The following is a 16,964-nucleotide window of genomic DNA, read 5'->3' as shown; positions in this document are numbered from 1 at the left end:
GAGGGGCCGAAAAGCCTTGATAAATCAACATTTCTAGAGGGAGGTTTTAGAGTGGCGATGAAAAACTTCCTCTTACCCCTCATGTTGATCGGGATCCTCTTTATAGGAGGTTGTTCACTTGTCAGCGACTTAAAAAAGACAGCAACAAAAAATATGGAGATCGATCGGAAATTGCCAAAATATGAGTTGAACAAAGACAATTTGCAAGACATTCACTATCAAGACCGAACGTACATCATTCAGGCAGCAAAAGTAGATCGACATCAATTGCACAAACCAATCGGGAAAGTAGCGGAGACGATCACCATCAATGAGCATCATCAAATTTTGAGCAAAAAAGAACTGCGAAAGATTGAAATCATTCCCGATCAAAAAGACGAAAAACGAACTCACTTAAACTTCGGATGGGTTTACAGCATCAAAGGTGTAAATCCGGACGAAGAAGTGGCTGTTACGGTGAACCACCAATTTCTCATTGCGAAAAGAAAATAGAGGCTCAGAGATGGGCTAGGGAAATCGGAATCTCCCTAGCCGCCTTCCGTTCTCTACAACAGCGGAAAAGCCATGAGATGGAATGATCAATCAGCCAGCTCCTGAATATAAAATTCAACGGTCGCGCCGCCTTTTTCGTTGTTGTATGCCCAAATTTCACCGCCATGATGATTGACAATTCGTTTGGCAATATACAGCCCTAATCCAACATGATGTTTATACTGCTGATCTTGGTAAAAAGGCTGGAACAACAACGACGTATCGCTTTCTTTAAACCCCGTTCCAGTATCGGAACAGCGAAAATAGATTTTACGCTCATCCCCCTCTTTTTCATCATGCACTTCCAACTTGATTTCTCCGCTTTTGGTAAACCGCAAGCTATTGTATAAAATATTGTCCAACACTCTCATTAACATCGCTTCATCAAGGATGTAACATGATTTTTGCAAATTCACATCAAAGCAAATATTTATCGATTTTTGATGATAAACCATTGTTGTGATCTCTCGTTTTTTCTCATCAAGAATTTGCCTTACATCCACTTCTTTTGCATTCAGTGAGAAGTGGTCATTCTCCACTTTATAGAGCAACGACAAATTATCTGTCAACATGGTCATCTTCCCACAGTTTTTGCGAATAATCTCTAAATGGGGAGTGAGATCAAAGTGGTCCAACTTTCGCAAGTCTTGAATCAAATCAATTTGTCCTTGGATGACCGTCAACGGGGTTCGGATATCATGCGCGATCGATGATACCATCATTCTCCGTTCGTCATCGGTCTTGGCTAAACGTTCCACCATTTCTTTCAGCGCACTGATCATGGTATTAAAGGAATCCTGGATTTTCATAAATTCTTTTCTTTTCAACCCTGAGACTTGAAAATCAAAATCCCCGCTTGCAATGTGATCAGAAGCCTGAAGCAGCAACCTGACATTATGAAACAATGATTTGTACAGCCTTGATGTAAAGAAAATCAAATAGACAATAAAAAAGATCAACGGAGAAATAAGGAGCAAAGCATAAATCAACACGGCTCCGAAGCGATTTTGATTGTTAATGATAAACCCGAAAGGCGCTTTCAACACATACACCGCCTGAATGGCGTTATCATGTTGAACGGGAATGAACCGATACACATAGCTTCCTTTTACAATCTCACGGTTGATCACTTTGCTCATATCCACTTGACCGTCTACAATTCCGCGATCGCCATACAGATGCTTGCCGCTGATGTCTACAACTTCTCCTTTTATCTTTTCGCTGTAACGATGGATGGGAATGAGTCTCCCCTTGAAAATAGCTTCTTCGTTTTCTTTCACCTTTTTCTCAATCAAATCCAAATCTTTCACGAAATAATTGGTCGGTTTCACCACATGGTTGGTGGTTAATGTCATAATCAAATAGATTACGCATAAATAGGTAACGGCCGAAGAGATCACTGTTGCCAACACTACCTTCACAACCAACAAGTAAAAATCTCGTTTGATTGTTTTATCGTTTTTCATTGCTCACATCCCATTTATAGCCGAGCCCATATAATGTTTGAATATAAGAGGTTTCTGGATCGACGTCCTTGATTTTCTTTCGAATATTTTTAATGCTTTCTGCCACCGTGTCTAACTGGCTTTCAGAGTCAATCCCCCATACTCGTTCAAATATTCGTTCTTTCGAGAAAACGATCTTTTGGTTCAGCATCAACAACTTCACAATCTCATATTCTTTTTTTGTGAACGGCAATTTCTTTCCTTTACAAAAGACTTCATTAGCCAAAAGATCAATCGTAATATTTTTAGAACTCAAAAGATATCTCTCGTTCGAACGAATCCGTTCTTCCCTTCTTAAATGAGAATCAATTCTCGCCTTTAACTCCTTTAAGCTGAACGGCTTGGTGATGTAGTCATCCCCACCGATCGCCAGAGCTTGAACCTTATCTTCCTCCAGCGTTTTAGCACTAACAAATACAATAGGGTAATCAACCCGATCACGAATGATTGTACACAGCTCCATTCCGTCAATTCCTTCCATCATGATATCCAACACAATCAAATCAAAATCGTCGTTTATCATCTTCAACGCTTCTACACCGCTGTGGACCGTTTCTACCTGATAATGATGAAGCTCCAAATATTGCTTGATTGTGCAGCAAATATCTTCATCATCATCAACAAGCAAAATCTTCTTTTTGTTCATGTTTTGATCCCCCCATACAGTTGAATAACAAACTGATTTCATCCCCTATATCCTGAATCTCATGTCACCGATGCCTTGTTGATAGAGACATTTTCACATTCAAAATAGATTAAAATCATAAGATTTTTCTAATGTTTCGGTATGTACCTTTTGGAGAAGATCGTACCGAACTCTCTCAAAGCATGTCATGCTCTCTGTTGAAGGAAGAAATCAGCAAATCGGGCTATTTTGGTGCATGTGAAAACACGGGAACCCCCCACTTGCCTATAATGAATCCTTCCCATGATAGTGGGAGTGCACAAGAGGCGGTGTCGACTAAACAGATAGCATCTTTGTCTTTTCATGACAGCGCGTTCGAAAGCAGAGGGATGAGGGAATTCGAATTTGGCTTCAGGAAGAAAGAATAGCTGCACTGAAGCTCCCTGCACCTAAGGAGGATGCAGGGAGCTATTTTGGTTCACTCCATAATCCCATCTTTTGATTGTCCCATGAACACGGAAGCGGCACCTTCGCACAGTTGGTTGTTCAAGATGGCCACCCCCTCGCGAATTTCGACATTACACACATGACAGTCATTCTGCCGTAATATGGGTCATACCCGTAATCACCCCTTCATTCATCGAATATACTTCATGGCATAATGACTGAATGTCCACCTTGTTGTGAGACGTCAACAAAATGGTGCAGCCTCTTTTGTTTTCCTCCCGAATAATTTGGTACACTTGGTCCACCGATTTTTCATCCAAAGCATTCATCGGTTCATCGAGCAACATCAGCTGCGGCTTCTCCATGATGCACTGTGCAATGGCCAGTCTTTGTCTCATTCCAAGAGAGTACGCTTTCACCGGCCTTTTATCATGCGGATCCAACCCCACTCGCTCGATTGCCTCTTTTACCTCGCGCTCGCCGATTTTGTTTTGAATCATGGCTAAAAAATGCAAATTATCGAATCCTGAGTATTGTTCAAGGAAACCTGGTTTTTCCAACAAAACAGAAATATCGCTCGGAAAGGATACATCTTGGTGCAACGTCTGGCCGAATACCGCCACCGTGCCGCTGGACGGCTTCACAAGTCCGCTGATGACTCGGAATAACATCGTTTTTCCCGACCCGTTCGGCCCGACAAATCCATAAATCTTTCCTCTTTCCAACTCTAAGTTGATATTGCGCAAAACTTCCCTTGCTTTTATCGTTTTGGAAACATTGGATAAGACGATCGCCTTCATAATTGAAAACCTCCTACATATAATCCGCGTTCTTCACTCTCTTGATCGTCCAATACCCGAACGCAACGATCGACAAGAGCTCCACCATCAACGCCGACCAGAACATCGAGCTGCTCCGCACGAGATCCGCCATGCTGTAGTACAAAGGAATAAAAGGCGTTGGCATCTTGACACCCACAAAAAACAAAGCGAGAATGACAACATTCGCCAAGTGATGGGTTGCATACACGTTCAACAACATCCACACGCTGGCGTGCCAATACAAATTCACGGCGATGCCCACGAACATGAGCACGAGCGAACGGTCAAACGAAAACGCCATATGCGACACAAAGAGACCGAAGCCGCCAGCGATCAAAAACACCGACAAGACATACACCAATGTAAATAGAACACCTGCCAGCAGCCTAGCCATCGTGTACGACGTCGTATCCCTCAACAAAATGAACAGTTTATGTTCAAAATATTTATCCCGCTTTTTCCAAACGATTTGGAGCAACACCACATAGCCGAAGCAAATCATCAGCCAATACATCCAATTCGAGATCGTCACCGCTCCGAATAAGCGGGCGAACAACTCCGATAGGCATTGGGAAGAAAACGCCTCTGACCAGCTGGACATCAAAGTGCCCAACAGTGGGAACAGGAGGCAGGTGATGACAATTCTTTTGACATCCATTTTGATCAGGGTAAACTCCAAATCCATCGGTTTCATAACAGATCATCCTGAACATAATAGTTTTTTCGGCTTGACGAAAGGCAAATGAGATAGACTAACAGCAGCAGCACCACAATGAGAACGAGGATGGTCCAAACAGGAGCCGTCTGTTCACTTATGTAAAACAAATAAGGGAGCATGTGCACAGTGAACATATCCAATACAGCCAGTATGATGACGGCAGCGAAGGCGAAAAAGCGGTTCCCCCCAAAATCAATGAATGCGACAAACAACAATCCGTATATCGCGGTGACGAAAAAGTACATGACAAGAAAATAGAGAAACGAGCTTTTATCCCCACTATGCGGCACGTACAAAAAAGCCGCATGGGCGTTTGGCATATTAGGATAGATGACGTATTTCACAAACATTGTACATAATCCGCCTACTGCGGCAACCCAAAGAGACACGCCCCCCGCCAGAACGACGACCAACAACGCTTTATGCAGCCCGATTTGTCCCCGGGTGCGGTATCGTCTTAAAATCACCCACGCGTTCGTTTGAAGTGTTGAACCTAAAAGAAATAAAAAAACAGGCAGATGAAAAAACTCATACCGATAGAGCAAGATAAAATCTTTAAGGCTGTGCCATTTCCCCACTACCACCATTCCTAGCGGCAAGATGCTCACCACCATCAACAGAGCCATGACGCCCAAAATCATTTGGATAACGGTGCGATGCAACAGCAAATCTTGCCAAACAAAAAAAACAATCTGTCTAGAGAACATCTTCACTCTTCTTCACTCCATATGAAAATACCCCTACCGCGATCAACAATTGGAGGATAAACACGATGACGATTTTCCAATAGGACAATCCTTCCACTGGTTGTGAAGGGATTAAGAAATTAAACGGATCCCAGGCCAATTGGTTGGTAATGGTCAGCGCTGCCCAACAAACCATATAAATGATTTGTGGCATCAACGTGATCAAATACCGATTTTTCAAGAATAAAGAAAAGGCTAAACCGAGACAAACGTAGCCACCGGCAAACAACCCGCCAATGACATAATACGCGAGAACATACCAATAAGGGGAGATCTCCAATAAAGGAGAAAAAATGCTTTTCTTTTCCCCTTCAAATGAATTGTCCGGCAACGGCAACGTGCCATGGACCAATTGCCGATAAGCCTGGGAAAAGCTCGAATAATCCCAATGGTTCGTCAAAAGATTCACCAGCACAACTCCCAGCACAAGAGGAAGAAGGAATAAGAAGAAAGCGCTGATATAGGAAAACACAAATTTCCTTCGAAAATAGACTCCCCTTCCCATCCGTGTCAATTGATAATGAATATTTCCGCTCTTTCGCTCACGATCAATCGAATCTACCAATGGAATGGACAACAATAGTGGAAAAAGGAAGTAATATAAAGAAGAGAGTACGTTAAATCGGAAGCCTCCTAGACCAACCCATTCAAGGTGAGGCGATGCCAAGGCGGAAACATTAGGATTGTGGTGGTAAATTCGTTCAAACAGCTCCACATTTTCACGGTAATCTTTCACCCCCAACACGACAGCGCCAATGACGAGCAACAACAGGCAAGCTGCGCTGATATAAAAGTTCTTATTTTTCAGAAGTTTAAGCAATTCCATATACATACAATCATCTCCTAATTCTTCTGTTTAAGGACGGTCTTCTTCATTGAAATTGAAGAAGACCGTCCCTGACGAAGAAAACCTCTCTCTTGTCCAAGTTGACTGAACATATCTATAAAATCGATCAATTGTCGGGGTAAAATTTGCCTGCGATATCAACTGTAACGTAAGTGAAGGATGCATTTTCCGCCACTAATGAAACTTTTTTGCCAACAGCGCTTTGGTCGACAGTGAAATAACGCGTGTCATTATCGGTTACATTCAGCGCGGTTGGCGACACTTTCGTGGAGCCTTGCTGAATCCACATATTCGCTTTATAATCGCTCCCAACAACCGAATTTTCCACTTTGCTTTTACTGTTTGTCGCTTTATTGGCGCTTGCTAATTCTGTATCGGCTTGAAAACGAGGGAGAACCCCCGCATACGTCACATAAGATGCGGCGCTGACTCCCCCTACCACAATGAATGTGGTAGAAGCAAGCAAAGCAGCAACCATTTTACGTTTTTTCTTCATGATTCGATCCCCTCTCCCTTAATATATTTTAAAATAGGCTCTTCACCACAAAGTGTACTTGACAAAGAAAGACGATTATGATAGAGAAAATCAAAACAGCATTTTTCCTTTTTATACCACACGTCTCTTTGAGCAACATTGCTATCATGTTTGTCTTTAAAAGTCAAGTACATCTTTTGGTGATGAACCTTAAAATACAGGACCGGTCCCATGGGATATTATAACAAAAAAAAAAAAAAAAGAAGTAAATACGAAAAATTAAAACAAAATGGGTGCATCACTGTAACCTTGAATCGGTGATCAAGACGGGTTCACGCCCCCACAAGAAAATTTGATCAATCAACCAAATATTACATCTCGGTTCTTCACCTAATAGGTGAACATTCGAAATAGAGTAGAGGCCTCTGCATAATTGAGAGTTTCCCGGCATTTCGGGTACACTTCTATCACGGATTCAGGTGGAACGTACTTGACAAGCGAGGATAGTCTGGAGTCTCCGTGTCCGGAAAATCTGATGTACTGATTTTCCCTTGCAAGTGCAGAGAAGGCGTGTTCTGAGATAGCTTTGCTCTGCAAATCAAAAAAGAGCGCCCTAGTTTGTCGATTAGGGCGCTCTTTCTATTTTCTAAATGGTTCTCGCTTCGTTGCTTCTACTTCACCCCCACCGTCTGGCTTTGGCGAATGGCTTGGCGCAAGTCGTCCAAAATATCGTCGATCGCTTCGGTGCCGACAGACAGGCGCACAAGGCCTGGGGTGACGCCGGCGGACAGCTGTTCTTCCGGGGTCAGCTGCTCATGCGTCGTGCTGGCTGGGTGGATGATGAGCGATTTCGAATCGCCGATGTTGGCCAAATGCGAGAACAGCTTGACCGAGTCGATCAGTTTTTTGCCAGCTTCGACGCCGCCTTTGATTTCAAACGTGACGATCGCGCCCTGCCCATTCGGCAAATACTTTTTCGCCAGTTCATGCGACGGATGGCTCGGAAGCCCTGGGTAGTTGACCGATTCAACTGCTTCTTCCTCTTCTAAAAACTTGGCGACGGCAAGGGCGTTTTCGCTATGGCGCTGCATCCGCAAATGGAGCGTCTCCAACCCTTGCAAAAGCAAAAACGCGTTAAACGGCGACAGCGCCGCTCCTAAGTCGCGCAAGAGCTGGATGCGCGCTTTCGTGATGTACGCTGCTTCGCCGACGGCGTCCACATACACCAACCCGTGGTAGCTTGGGTCTGGCTCGGTGAACTCCGGAAACTTGCCGCTCCCTTTCCAGTCAAACTTGCCGCTGTCGACAATCACACCGCCGATCGAATTGCCGTGCCCGCCGATGAACTTTGTCGCTGAGTGGACGACGATGTCGGCGCCGAATTCAATCGGCCGCAACAAATAGGGGCTGGCCACCGTGTTGTCGACGATGAGCGGAATGGCGTGGCGATGGGCGATGTCGGCGACCGCTTCAATGTCAAGCACATCGTTTTTCGGGTTGCCGATCGTTTCCGCAAACAACGCTTTCGTTTTGTCGGTGATGGCCTTCTCAAAGTTTTCCGGGTCAGACGGATCGACAAACTTCACCGTAATGCCGAACTTGCGCAGCGTATGGGCGAACAAGTTGTACGTTCCGCCGTAAATGGACGACGACGAGACGATTTCATCGCCCGCCGAGGCGATGTTGATGATCGAATAAAACACCGCCGCCTGCCCCGATGACAGCGCAAGCGCTCCAATGCCGCCTTCAAGCGCCGCGATCCGTTTTTCGAACACGTCGTTCGTCGGGTTCATAATGCGAGTGTAAATGTATCCTTCCTCTTTCAAGCCAAATAAATTGGCTGCGTGCTCGCTGTCGCGGAATACATACGAGCTTGTTTGGTAAATCGGCACCGCCCGCGCGCCCGTTTCCGCATCCGGTTTTTGCCCGGCGTGGATGGCGAGCGTCTCCGGGCGGAAGGTTTGTTTATTGCTCATCGTTTCCTCTCCCCTTTTTGACCCTTCGAGATTTCATATCCTACTAAATCAATTGGTTTTTTCTTATAAAAAATCTATCATTCGATCACAACGTTTGTCAATTGTATTTTTTTAATATATAAGTTGAAACTTTGTTTTACATCCAGTAGAGCGCCCGCTGCATTCTATCAAAATGACTTGTTATGAAGGAAAACAGAATCGAACAATCGGAAAATCTTTATTGCAACTTATATAGTGCAAAAATTTTTATTGAAAACAGAGCCTGCCGGTGGGCAGGCCTCCTATTGTTTCATTATCGTTTTCCAATTTCCTCTACTAACAGCTTATTGACAAGCGGCGGATTCGCTTGTCCTTTCGTCGCTTTCATCACTTGGCCGACAAGGAAGCCGAGCGCGCGGTCTTTGCCGTTTTTATAGTCTTCGACCGACTGCGGGTTGGCGTCGAGCACTTCGAGCACAATTTTGCGCAACGCTCCTTCGTCGGAAATTTGCACGAGCCCTTTTTCTTTGACGATTTTCTCTGGGTCGCCGCCGTGTTCGACGAGTTCTTTGAACACTTTTTTCGCGATTTTCGACGAAATCGTGCCGTTTTGGATGAGTTTGATCATCCCAGCCAAACTTTCCGGCGTCAACGCGATGTCATGGAGCTCTTTTTGCTCGGCGTTTAAGTACCCGGATACTTCGACCATGAGCCAGTTCGACGCCAGTTTCGGATCGGCGCCGTTTGCGACCGTTGCTTCGAAGAAATCCGCCATTTCTTTGGTCAGCGTCAGCACTTTGGCGTCGTATTCCGGCAAGCCCCACTCCTCGATATACCGCTTCCGGCGGGCGTCAGGCAGCTCCGGAATCGAGGCGCGGACACGCTCTTTCCATTCGTCGTCAATATAGAGCATGACCAAGTCCGGCTCCGGGAAGTAGCGGTAGTCTTCCGATCCTTCTTTGACGCGCATGAGGACGGTCGTTTTCGTCGCTTCGTCAAAGCGCCGCGTTTCTTGGCGGATGACGCCGCCTGAAAGCAAAATTTTCTCCTGCCGCTTCGCCTCATACTCGAGCCCCATGCGGACGAAGTTGAACGAGTTTAAGTTTTTCAACTCCGTTTTCGTGCCGAATTGGTCCGATCCGATCGGGCGGAGCGAAATGTTGGCATCGCAGCGGAGCGATCCTTCTTCCATTTTGCAGTCGGAGACGCCCGTGTATTGGATGATCGCCTTTAATTTTTCCAAGTAGGCGTACGCCTCTTCCGGCGAGCGGATGTCTGGTTCGGAGACGATCTCGATGAGCGGCGTCCCTTGGCGGTTAAAATCCACGAGCGAATAGCCGTCGCCCGTATGCGTCAGCTTGCCGGCGTCTTCTTCCAAGTGAATGCGGGTGATGCCGATTTTTTTCTTTTTCCCGTTCACTTCGATTTCGATCCAGCCGTTTTTGCCAAGCGGCTGGTCGTATTGCGAAATTTGGTACGCTTTCGGGTTGTCCGGATAAAAGTAGTTTTTGCGGTCGAATTTCGTCTCGGTCGCGATTTCGCAGTTTAACGCCATCGCCGCTTTCATCGCAAACTCGACCGCCTGCCGGTTCAACACCGGCAGCACGCCCGGATACCCTAAGTCGATGACGTTCGTTTGCGTGTTCGGGGGCGCGCCGAACGCGTTCGGGCTGCTGGAGAAAATTTTCGATTTCGTTTTCAGCTCGACGTGCACCTCAAGTCCGATGACCGTTTCAAAGTTCATCACCTAACCCCCCCTTACAACACCGGTTTTTGCTTATGGTAGTCGGTCGCTTGTTCAAAAGCGTGGGCGACGCGGTAGACAGTGCTTTCATCAAAGTGCTTGCCGATGATTTGCAAGCCGACCGGCAAGCCATCGACAAAGCCGCACGGCACGGAAATGGCCGGCACGCCTGCCAAGTTGACTGGAATCGTTAAAATGTCGTTCATATACATCGTCAGCGGATCGTTCGTTTTCTCACCGATTTTAAACGCCGGTGTCGGTGTCGTCGGGCCGATGATGACGTCATATTGTTCAAAGACGTTCTCAAAATCTCGTTTGATCAATGTCCGCACTTTTTGCGCTTTTTTGTAATACGCATCGTAATAGCCCGAGCTTAACGCGAACGTCCCGAGCATAATGCGGCGCTTGACCTCCGCCCCAAACCCTTCGCTTCGCGTCAGTTTATACATATCGATCAAGTTTTTCGCGTTGTCCGTCCGGTAGCCGTAGCGGACGCCGTCAAAGCGAGCCAAGTTCGCTGATGCCTCGGACGAAGCGAGCAAATAGTACGTCGCGAGCGCATATTTCGAATGCGGCAGCGACACTTCTTCCCACGCCGCACCCAGCTTCTCAAGCACGGCAAGCGCCGCAAGCACCGACTGGCGCACGCCTTCATCGACGCCCTCACCTAAATATTCTTTCGGCACGGCGATTTTCAATCCTTTGATGTCCCCGGTCAACGCCTCCACATAGTTTGGCACCGGAACATTTGCCGATGTCGAATCCATCGGATCGACACCCGCTATCGCCTGCAATAAGTAGGCGTTGTCTTCGACCGTGCGCGTAATCGGGCCGATTTGGTCAAGCGACGAGGCAAACGCGACGAGGCCAAAGCGCGAGACGCGTCCGTACGTCGGCTTCAAGCCAACAACCCCGCAAAACGCCGCCGGCTGGCGGATCGAACCGCCCGTATCAGAACCTAAAGCAAACGGCACTTCGCCGGCCGCCACCGACGCCGCCGAACCGCCGCTCGAGCCGCCCGGAACGCGCTCTACGTCCCACGGGTTGCGCGTCAGCTGAAAGCCGGAGTTTTCCGTCGACGAGCCCATGGCGAACTCGTCCATGTTCAGCTTCCCGATCGTGATCGCCCCTGCGGCATGCAGCCGCTCCATGACAGTAGCGTCATAAATCGGGTCAAAGTTGTATAGAATTTTGCTGGCGCATGTCGTGCGCAATCCTTTTGTGACGATGTTGTCTTTAATGCCGATCGGCAAGCCGAACAGCGGGTTCGTTTCTTCACCTTTGGCGAGCCGGTCATCGAGCTCCTTCGCTTTCGCCCTCGCCTGTTCTTCATTTAATGTTAAAAACGCTTGCACTTTCTCTTCCACTTCGCCGATGCGGCGGTACGATTCGTCGACGAGATCGGAAACGGACACTTCTTTTTTCTGCAGCAACGTATGTAATTCTTGCACGGAATGGTCAAAAAGCGACATAAATCCCCCTCCTTACTCTAAAATGGCCGGCACACGGAACTGGCCGTCTTGCTGATCTGGCGCGTTTTTCAACACTTCTTCGCGCGGCAGCCCCGGTTCTGGAATATCCTCGCGCATCACGTTTCTCATATCAAGCACGTGCGAAGTCGGCGGAACATTCTCCGTATCCAATTCATTCAACTGCTCGGCAAATGTAATGATCGCATCGAGCTGTTTCGCAAACATCTCCGCCTCTTCATCCGTAATCGCCAATCGCGCTAGGTCGGCGACGTGTTTGACTTGGTCAATCGAAATTCGCGACATGGTTTCACCTCCAACGAGTTCGACCTATCACAATACCATGATGATACCAAACTTTCAACGAATGAAGCAACCGTTGCCGCGTGTTCTGAGCGAGAATCAATCTACATATTCGCGATGCAAATGAATACAACGTTCCATAACACCCCCCAATAGCGAAGGCAGGCGTGAAACCGGGAGGATTTAATTTTGATGTAGGAATATTTCGTTTTCCTGAACAGCGCACAATAGGACGTCACTCGCATGAGTAAACGGTTGATGGGAGAAAAAGGACGCGCTCCTAATTTAGACACAGGAAGGAATCGCTCGTGACGCCTTTTTTTATTCAAAGAAATACGATAAAATGAAAGCACAAGGAGGGAAATTGCATGTCGCTGCCAAATCAAAATCATCCATGGACATATGCAGATTACGTAAACTTCCCTGAGGAAAAACGATATGAGGGAATTGACGGCGTCCTATTTATGACTCCTTCACCTACACCAAGACATCAACGTATCGTGACAGCTTTGTCAGCACAGTTTTTCGACTTTCTACACCATTCCTCGTGTGAAGTATTTGTCGCACCGATCGATGTATGTTTATTCGCAACAAAAGATACTCCTCTTCATGACATTAAAGATTGGTATATTCCCGATTTCATTGTTGTTTGTGACAAACAAAAAATTGGTGATGAGCGAATTTATGGGGCGCCTGATCTTATCGTAGAAGTTCTTTCTCCATCTACCGCCAAACACGACCGCATTACGAAATTTCACAACTACGAACAAGCTGGTGTCAGAGAATACTGGATTGTCGATCCGGTTCATGAGACCGTCGAAAAATATGCCTTGCAAGATCAAAAGTTTCACCAAGCGGGAGTGCACTATAAAGATGAAACGATTTGCCCTCATATTTTTCCAAAGCTCTTCATCTCATTGCCAAAAGTATTTGCTTCCATGTGAACATCTCATATTTTGGATGCTGCTGACAAAAATCGGGAGGATTGTTGGGCATCGATATGGAATAAACCGTTGACAAACAAGGAATGGGAAGGAGTTTGTCCGCCATGGATGTTCAAATTTTCTTGATTGACAACCCCGAACATATGTACTATAATGGCCATAACAGACGAAAAAAGGGGGAATCATGACGATGAGTGACGCTTTGCTCGCCCAAGTGCTTGATCGCCTGAACGCCATGGACAGCACACTGCAAAAGCTCGTAGAAGGCCAAGAGCGGCTCGAGCGTGAACAAATCGCCATTCGCCAGGAACAAGAAGAAATTCGGAAAGAGCAACAAGAAATTCGGAGAGAACAGCAAGAAATCCGAAAAGAACAGCAAGAAATCCGAAAAGAACAGCAAGAAATCCGAAAAGAACAGCAGGAAATCCGTTTGGAACAACAGCGTCTGCGTCAAGAACAAGATTCGCTTCGCGCTGGGCAAACGGAATTGAACGGCATCGTGGCTGCTCTCCTCCACCGCCAAGACGAAACAGACGCCAAACTGGAAGCTCTCGCTGCTGACATCCACCAGCTTCACCGGGAATTTTCCTCATTGAAACAAACGGTGGACCGCCTCGAACAAAAAATGGATTCCCGTTACGAACAATTGTCCGCCCAAATTGAAGACATCAAGCTCGATTTGAATTTTATCGCCCACCGCACCGTCGATAACGAACGAATCATTTACAAGCTCAAAGAAATGCTGTTCCGCTGATCGATTCCATCTAGGAGGAGGCCGCCGCCATGCATGTCGTGTTTGACCATCTCGTCCACTTAACCGAACGACCAGAGCAAGCGAAAACGGCGTTTGAACAATGGGGGTTTACAGCCATCCATGGCGGCCGCCATCCGTCATGGGGAACGTACAACGCCTTATGTTACTTTGAGCATTTGCGCTACATTGAATGGATCGGCATTGCTGATAGACAGGCGGCGAGAACGTGCGGAAATCCGCTCATCGCCCAGCTTGTCGCCGACCGCCAAGAAGGAAACGGCTTCTCCCAATTTGCCTTCCGCACGAACAACATCGAAGCGGTGGCGGCACATCTCAAACGAAACGGGTTTACCCCAATCGGTCCGCTCCCCGGCAGCCGCGAGCGCGATGACGGCAAGCGGCTGACATGGTCGATGCTGTTTATCGAAGACGACACAGACGGTGCATTTCGCTATCCGTTTTTCATCCAATGGGGCGACGGCGATGACGTGCGGATGAACGAGCTGGCACCGCTCATGAGACACCCGATTGGCTCTGTTTCGCTGTCGTCAATTAGCATCTACACCCTCGATCTCCAGCGGGCAGTCAACGGCTACCGCCGGCTGTTTGACTTGCCCAAACCCGATGTGGGGCGCGATGAGGCGGGAGCGTATGCGAAGCTCGCTGTCGGCGGCATTGCGATTCGGTTCTATGAGGCTGACCGACGTCATCCATCAACGCGCCCGTTTTCGTGCCGGATTGTGGGGGTGCAGGAACAGCGCTCCATCGAAATCGATGGCGCGACGTATATCGTTTCCAGGCCGTGACGGGCATTCCTATTCTCACATACTCCCCTTTGCCGCGGAATAAGATGGAATAACCGCACCTTCATCCTCGCGCGGTGAAAACGGCAAAGGGGGAGTCCAACCGTGTCCCACCCGTATGTTTCTCCAAAACTCTCAATGGAAACGATGATCTCGATTATTCGCCACGGCTTAAAGAAAACGACGGCGCCTCAACATATCGTCATCATCGGCGCCGGGATGGCCGGGCTTGTCGCAGCGTCATTGCTGAAGCAAGCCGGCCATCGCATCACCATCTTAGAAGCATCCGAGCGGGTCGGCGGCCGCATCTACACGCTCCGCTCCCACTTTCGCGACGACCAGTATCTCGAAGCCGGCGCGATGCGCATCCCGCACACCCATCAATTGACATTGGAATATATCAAAAAATTCAACTTGCCGCTCCACCCGTTTATCAACAGCACCCCGCGCGACATTTTATATTTCCGCGGTGTGAAAGCACGCCTTGGCGAATATGAGCGGCATCCCGGCCTCTTTGGCTTTCCCGTCGCCCCCCACGAACGGGGAAAAACCGCTTCCGAGTTATTGCAGATGGCCATTCGTCCGGTCGTTCAATTCATTGAACAAAATCCGGAAAACCATTGGCCAATTGTCATCGAACGGCTCGACCGCTATTCGCTGGACGCCTATTTGCGTTACAATCCGTTTGGCCTATCGTTGTCCATCGGCGCCATCGATATGATCAAAGCCGTTCTTTCGCTTGGGGGATTGCCGGAACTGTCGTTTCTGGAAATGTTGCGTGAATTGATGGTGCTGTTTACCCCGAACATCCGTTTTTACGAAATCGTCGGCGGAAACGACCGGCTTCCAAAAGCCTTTTTGCCGCAGCTGAAAGATGATATCCTTTTCAGCCACAAAGTGCAAAAAATCGTCCAGCGCGAAAACGGCGTCACCATCCACGCCACGCACACCAAAATTCTTCAACCGTTTCAAGTCACCGCCGATCGAGCAATCGTCACCATCCCATTTTCGATTTTGCAGTTTGTCGACATCGAACCCCGCCATTCATTTTCCGAAAACAAATGGAAAGCCATTCGTGAACTTCACTATGCCGGTTCGACGAAAACGGGCATCCAGTTTAAAACGCGGTTTTGGGAAAAAGAAGGCATGTTTGGGGGCAGAGCGGTTTCCGATCTGCCGATTACGTATACACAATATCCAAGCCAAGGCATTGGCACCACGGGGCCAGGTGTCGTATTGGCGAGCTATACGTGGGAAGATGACACCATTCCTTGGGACAGCTTGGGCGATGAAGAGCGACTGGAATATACGCTGAAAAATTTAGCGATCCTCTATGGAGAGCAAGTATACCGTGAATTTGAAACCGGAACGAGCCATAGCTGGGTTCGCTATCCGTACTCCGGCGGTGCCTTCACGATGATGAAGCCGAATCAAGTGACGGAGCTGTCGCCGTATATCGCCACTCCCGAAGGGAGGGTGCATTTTGCCGGGGAACACGCTTCCACCCACCACGGATGGATTCAAGGCGCCATTGAATCCGGCATTCGCGTCGCCCATGAAGTGAACAATGCACAGGCTTGATGAACCACTGGCAGCCCGCACCATCGTTTTGATTGGCCTTGAAAGATCAAATGCACCGTCATGATCGCATAAAAAGACCCGTCATCACTGTCTACGATGATGGCGGAACAGGCTCATCCGCTCATACAGCGTCGGAACGTCTTCGGCGCTGACGATCAGCTTGAGATCTTCCGGCGCGGCAAATCCGTTTTCGACTGTATGCCGAAGCAAATGAAGAAGAGGATCGAAAAACCCTTCCACGTTAAGCAGGCCAATCGGTTTTTGGTGGAGGCCGACGCGCGACCATGAGAGCACTTCAAACAGCTCTTCATACGTCCCATACCCGCCTGGCAAGGCGATAAACCCGTCGGCCGCTTCATACATTTTCGCCTTGCGCGTATGCATCGTATCGACGACCACCAGCTCGCTCAACCGGTCATGCGCCACTTCCCTGTCTTTTAAAAACTGCGGAATGATGCCGATCACACGCCCTTGATGGCGAAGCGCCGCCTCCGCGATTTCCCCCATCAAGCCGCGTTTTCCGCCGCCGTAAATAAGCGTCGTGCCGCTTTGGGCGAGAAACGTTCCGAGCGCTTTCGCCGCTTCCTTGTATTTTACACTTTGTCCATAACTTGATCCGCAAAACACACAGATGGCTTTCATGATCGCGACACACCTTTACTCGCATCTAGGTCTTCATTATTTTATCAGTCTGTC

General features: G+C 47.9%; 17 protein-coding genes. 5 read left to right on the top strand and 12 right to left on the bottom strand.

The window, feature by feature from the left end; translation table 11 throughout:
- Positions 1–57 precede the first annotated feature (57 nt).
- Positions 58–492, top strand: a complete 435-nt coding sequence (locus tag ETR37_RS04840) for a NisI/SpaI family lantibiotic immunity lipoprotein (protein WP_129447003.1) — start codon at positions 58–60, stop codon at positions 490–492.
- Positions 493–578: 86 nt separating this feature from the next.
- Here the strand turns inward: ETR37_RS04840 and ETR37_RS04835 are convergent, their stop codons facing one another.
- The 11 genes from ETR37_RS04835 to gatC form a co-directional block, all read right to left on the bottom strand.
- On the bottom strand, positions 579–1,997 hold the full coding sequence (locus ETR37_RS04835; RefSeq protein ID WP_129446987.1) for a HAMP domain-containing sensor histidine kinase: 1,419 nt from the start codon (positions 1,995–1,997) through the stop codon (positions 579–581).
- Entirely contained in the window at positions 1,984–2,682 is a 699-nt protein-coding gene (locus tag ETR37_RS04830) for a response regulator transcription factor (RefSeq protein ID WP_129446986.1), read from the bottom strand. Before ETR37_RS04830 ends, ETR37_RS04835 begins: the two co-directional genes overlap by 14 nt.
- Positions 2,683–3,254: 572 nt before the next feature.
- The gene (gene ccmA, locus ETR37_RS04825; protein ID WP_053414313.1) at positions 3,255–3,908 is read right to left on the bottom strand and encodes a heme ABC exporter ATP-binding protein CcmA; all 654 of its coding nucleotides are present in this window, start codon (positions 3,906–3,908) and stop codon (positions 3,255–3,257) included.
- Positions 3,909–3,921: 13 nt separating this feature from the next.
- The gene (locus tag ETR37_RS04820; protein ID WP_129446985.1) at positions 3,922–4,623 is read right to left on the bottom strand and encodes a hypothetical protein; all 702 of its coding nucleotides are present in this window, start codon (positions 4,621–4,623) and stop codon (positions 3,922–3,924) included.
- Positions 4,620–5,360, bottom strand: coding sequence for a hypothetical protein (locus tag ETR37_RS04815; protein ID WP_129446984.1), 741 nt, complete (start codon positions 5,358–5,360; stop codon positions 4,620–4,622). The genes ETR37_RS04820 and ETR37_RS04815 overlap by 4 nt, the downstream gene beginning before the upstream one ends.
- Positions 5,344–6,225, bottom strand: a complete 882-nt coding sequence (locus ETR37_RS04810) for an NADH dehydrogenase (protein ID WP_060788743.1) — start codon at positions 6,223–6,225, stop codon at positions 5,344–5,346. The genes ETR37_RS04815 and ETR37_RS04810 overlap by 17 nt, the downstream gene beginning before the upstream one ends.
- Before the next feature lie 121 nt (positions 6,226–6,346).
- Positions 6,347–6,736, bottom strand: coding sequence for a hypothetical protein (locus ETR37_RS04805; protein WP_013144153.1), 390 nt, complete (start codon positions 6,734–6,736; stop codon positions 6,347–6,349).
- Positions 6,737–7,386: 650 nt separating this feature from the next.
- Complete coding sequence (locus tag ETR37_RS04800) at positions 7,387–8,691, bottom strand: homocysteine synthase (protein ID WP_129446983.1); 1,305 nt, start codon at positions 8,689–8,691, stop codon at positions 7,387–7,389.
- A gap of 292 nt (positions 8,692–8,983) precedes the next feature.
- Positions 8,984–10,414 (bottom strand): Asp-tRNA(Asn)/Glu-tRNA(Gln) amidotransferase subunit GatB, encoded by a 1,431-nt coding sequence (gatB, locus tag ETR37_RS04795; protein ID WP_129446982.1) that lies wholly within the window; start codon positions 10,412–10,414, stop codon positions 8,984–8,986.
- 14 nt (positions 10,415–10,428) lie between these two features.
- Positions 10,429–11,886 carry an Asp-tRNA(Asn)/Glu-tRNA(Gln) amidotransferase subunit GatA gene (gene gatA / locus ETR37_RS04790; protein ID WP_060788546.1) on the bottom strand — a complete coding sequence of 486 codons (1,458 nt, stop codon included), beginning with the start codon at positions 11,884–11,886 and terminating at the stop codon, positions 10,429–10,431.
- Between the two features lie 12 nt (positions 11,887–11,898).
- Complete coding sequence (gene gatC, locus ETR37_RS04785) at positions 11,899–12,189, bottom strand: Asp-tRNA(Asn)/Glu-tRNA(Gln) amidotransferase subunit GatC (RefSeq protein ID WP_013144149.1); 291 nt, start codon at positions 12,187–12,189, stop codon at positions 11,899–11,901.
- Between the two features lie 365 nt (positions 12,190–12,554).
- Here gatC and ETR37_RS04780 point away from each other — a divergent pair, with 365 nt between their 5' ends.
- The 4 genes from ETR37_RS04780 to ETR37_RS04765 all read left to right on the top strand — a co-directional run bounded on the left by ETR37_RS04780 (position 12,555) and on the right by ETR37_RS04765 (position 16,268).
- Positions 12,555–13,130 (top strand): Uma2 family endonuclease, encoded by a 576-nt coding sequence (locus tag ETR37_RS04780; protein ID WP_015373827.1) that lies wholly within the window; start codon positions 12,555–12,557, stop codon positions 13,128–13,130.
- Between the two features lie 184 nt (positions 13,131–13,314).
- Complete coding sequence (locus ETR37_RS04775; protein ID WP_041470379.1) at positions 13,315–13,884, top strand: hypothetical protein; 570 nt, start codon at positions 13,315–13,317, stop codon at positions 13,882–13,884.
- Between the two features lie 29 nt (positions 13,885–13,913).
- Positions 13,914–14,690 (top strand): VOC family protein, encoded by a 777-nt coding sequence (locus ETR37_RS04770; RefSeq protein WP_015373825.1) that lies wholly within the window; start codon positions 13,914–13,916, stop codon positions 14,688–14,690.
- A 102-nt stretch (positions 14,691–14,792) separates the two neighbouring features.
- Positions 14,793–16,268 carry a flavin monoamine oxidase family protein gene (locus ETR37_RS04765; protein ID WP_015373824.1) on the top strand — a complete coding sequence of 492 codons (1,476 nt, stop codon included), beginning with the start codon at positions 14,793–14,795 and terminating at the stop codon, positions 16,266–16,268.
- Between the two features lie 84 nt (positions 16,269–16,352).
- Here the strand turns inward: ETR37_RS04765 and ETR37_RS04760 are convergent, their stop codons facing one another.
- Positions 16,353–16,910, bottom strand: coding sequence for an LOG family protein (locus ETR37_RS04760; protein ID WP_020753986.1), 558 nt, complete (start codon positions 16,908–16,910; stop codon positions 16,353–16,355).
- Positions 16,911–16,964: the final 54 nt, after the last annotated feature.

This window comes from Geobacillus sp. PK12, assembly GCF_004123125.1.
GTDB classification, from domain to species: domain Bacteria; phylum Bacillota; class Bacilli; order Bacillales; family Anoxybacillaceae; genus Geobacillus; species Geobacillus zalihae.
Note: the sequence above shows the minus strand (reverse complement) of the source record. Positions and strands in the feature narration are given on the sequence as shown.

Bases quoted from the DNA above. Each gene is read 5' to 3' on its own strand.
- ETR37_RS04780 (WP_015373827.1), top strand. From the start codon at position 12,555: ATGTCGCTGCCAAATCAAAATCATCCATGGACATATGCAGATTACGTA.
- ETR37_RS04820 (WP_129446985.1), bottom strand. From the start codon at position 4,623: ATGAAACCGATGGATTTGGAGTTTACCCTGATCAAAATGGATGTCAAA.
- ETR37_RS04830 (WP_129446986.1), bottom strand. From the start codon at position 2,682: ATGAACAAAAAGAAGATTTTGCTTGTTGATGATGATGAAGATATTTGC.
- gatA (WP_060788546.1), bottom strand. From the start codon at position 11,886: ATGTCGCTTTTTGACCATTCCGTGCAAGAATTACATACGTTGCTGCAG.
- ccmA (WP_053414313.1), bottom strand. From the start codon at position 3,908: ATGAAGGCGATCGTCTTATCCAATGTTTCCAAAACGATAAAAGCAAGG.
- gatC (WP_013144149.1), bottom strand. From the start codon at position 12,189: ATGTCGCGAATTTCGATTGACCAAGTCAAACACGTCGCCGACCTAGCG.
- ETR37_RS04770 (WP_015373825.1), top strand. From the start codon at position 13,914: ATGCATGTCGTGTTTGACCATCTCGTCCACTTAACCGAACGACCAGAG.
- ETR37_RS04775 (WP_041470379.1), top strand. From the start codon at position 13,315: ATGACGATGAGTGACGCTTTGCTCGCCCAAGTGCTTGATCGCCTGAAC.
- gatB (WP_129446982.1), bottom strand. From the start codon at position 10,414: ATGAACTTTGAAACGGTCATCGGACTTGAGGTGCACGTCGAGCTGAAA.
- ETR37_RS04800 (WP_129446983.1), bottom strand. From the start codon at position 8,691: ATGAGCAATAAACAAACCTTCCGCCCGGAGACGCTCGCCATCCACGCC.
- ETR37_RS04840 (WP_129447003.1), top strand. From the start codon at position 58: ATGAAAAACTTCCTCTTACCCCTCATGTTGATCGGGATCCTCTTTATA.
- ETR37_RS04810 (WP_060788743.1), bottom strand. From the start codon at position 6,225: ATGTATATGGAATTGCTTAAACTTCTGAAAAATAAGAACTTTTATATC.
- ETR37_RS04805 (WP_013144153.1), bottom strand. From the start codon at position 6,736: ATGAAGAAAAAACGTAAAATGGTTGCTGCTTTGCTTGCTTCTACCACA.
- ETR37_RS04760 (WP_020753986.1), bottom strand. From the start codon at position 16,910: ATGAAAGCCATCTGTGTGTTTTGCGGATCAAGTTATGGACAAAGTGTA.
- ETR37_RS04835 (WP_129446987.1), bottom strand. From the start codon at position 1,997: ATGAAAAACGATAAAACAATCAAACGAGATTTTTACTTGTTGGTTGTG.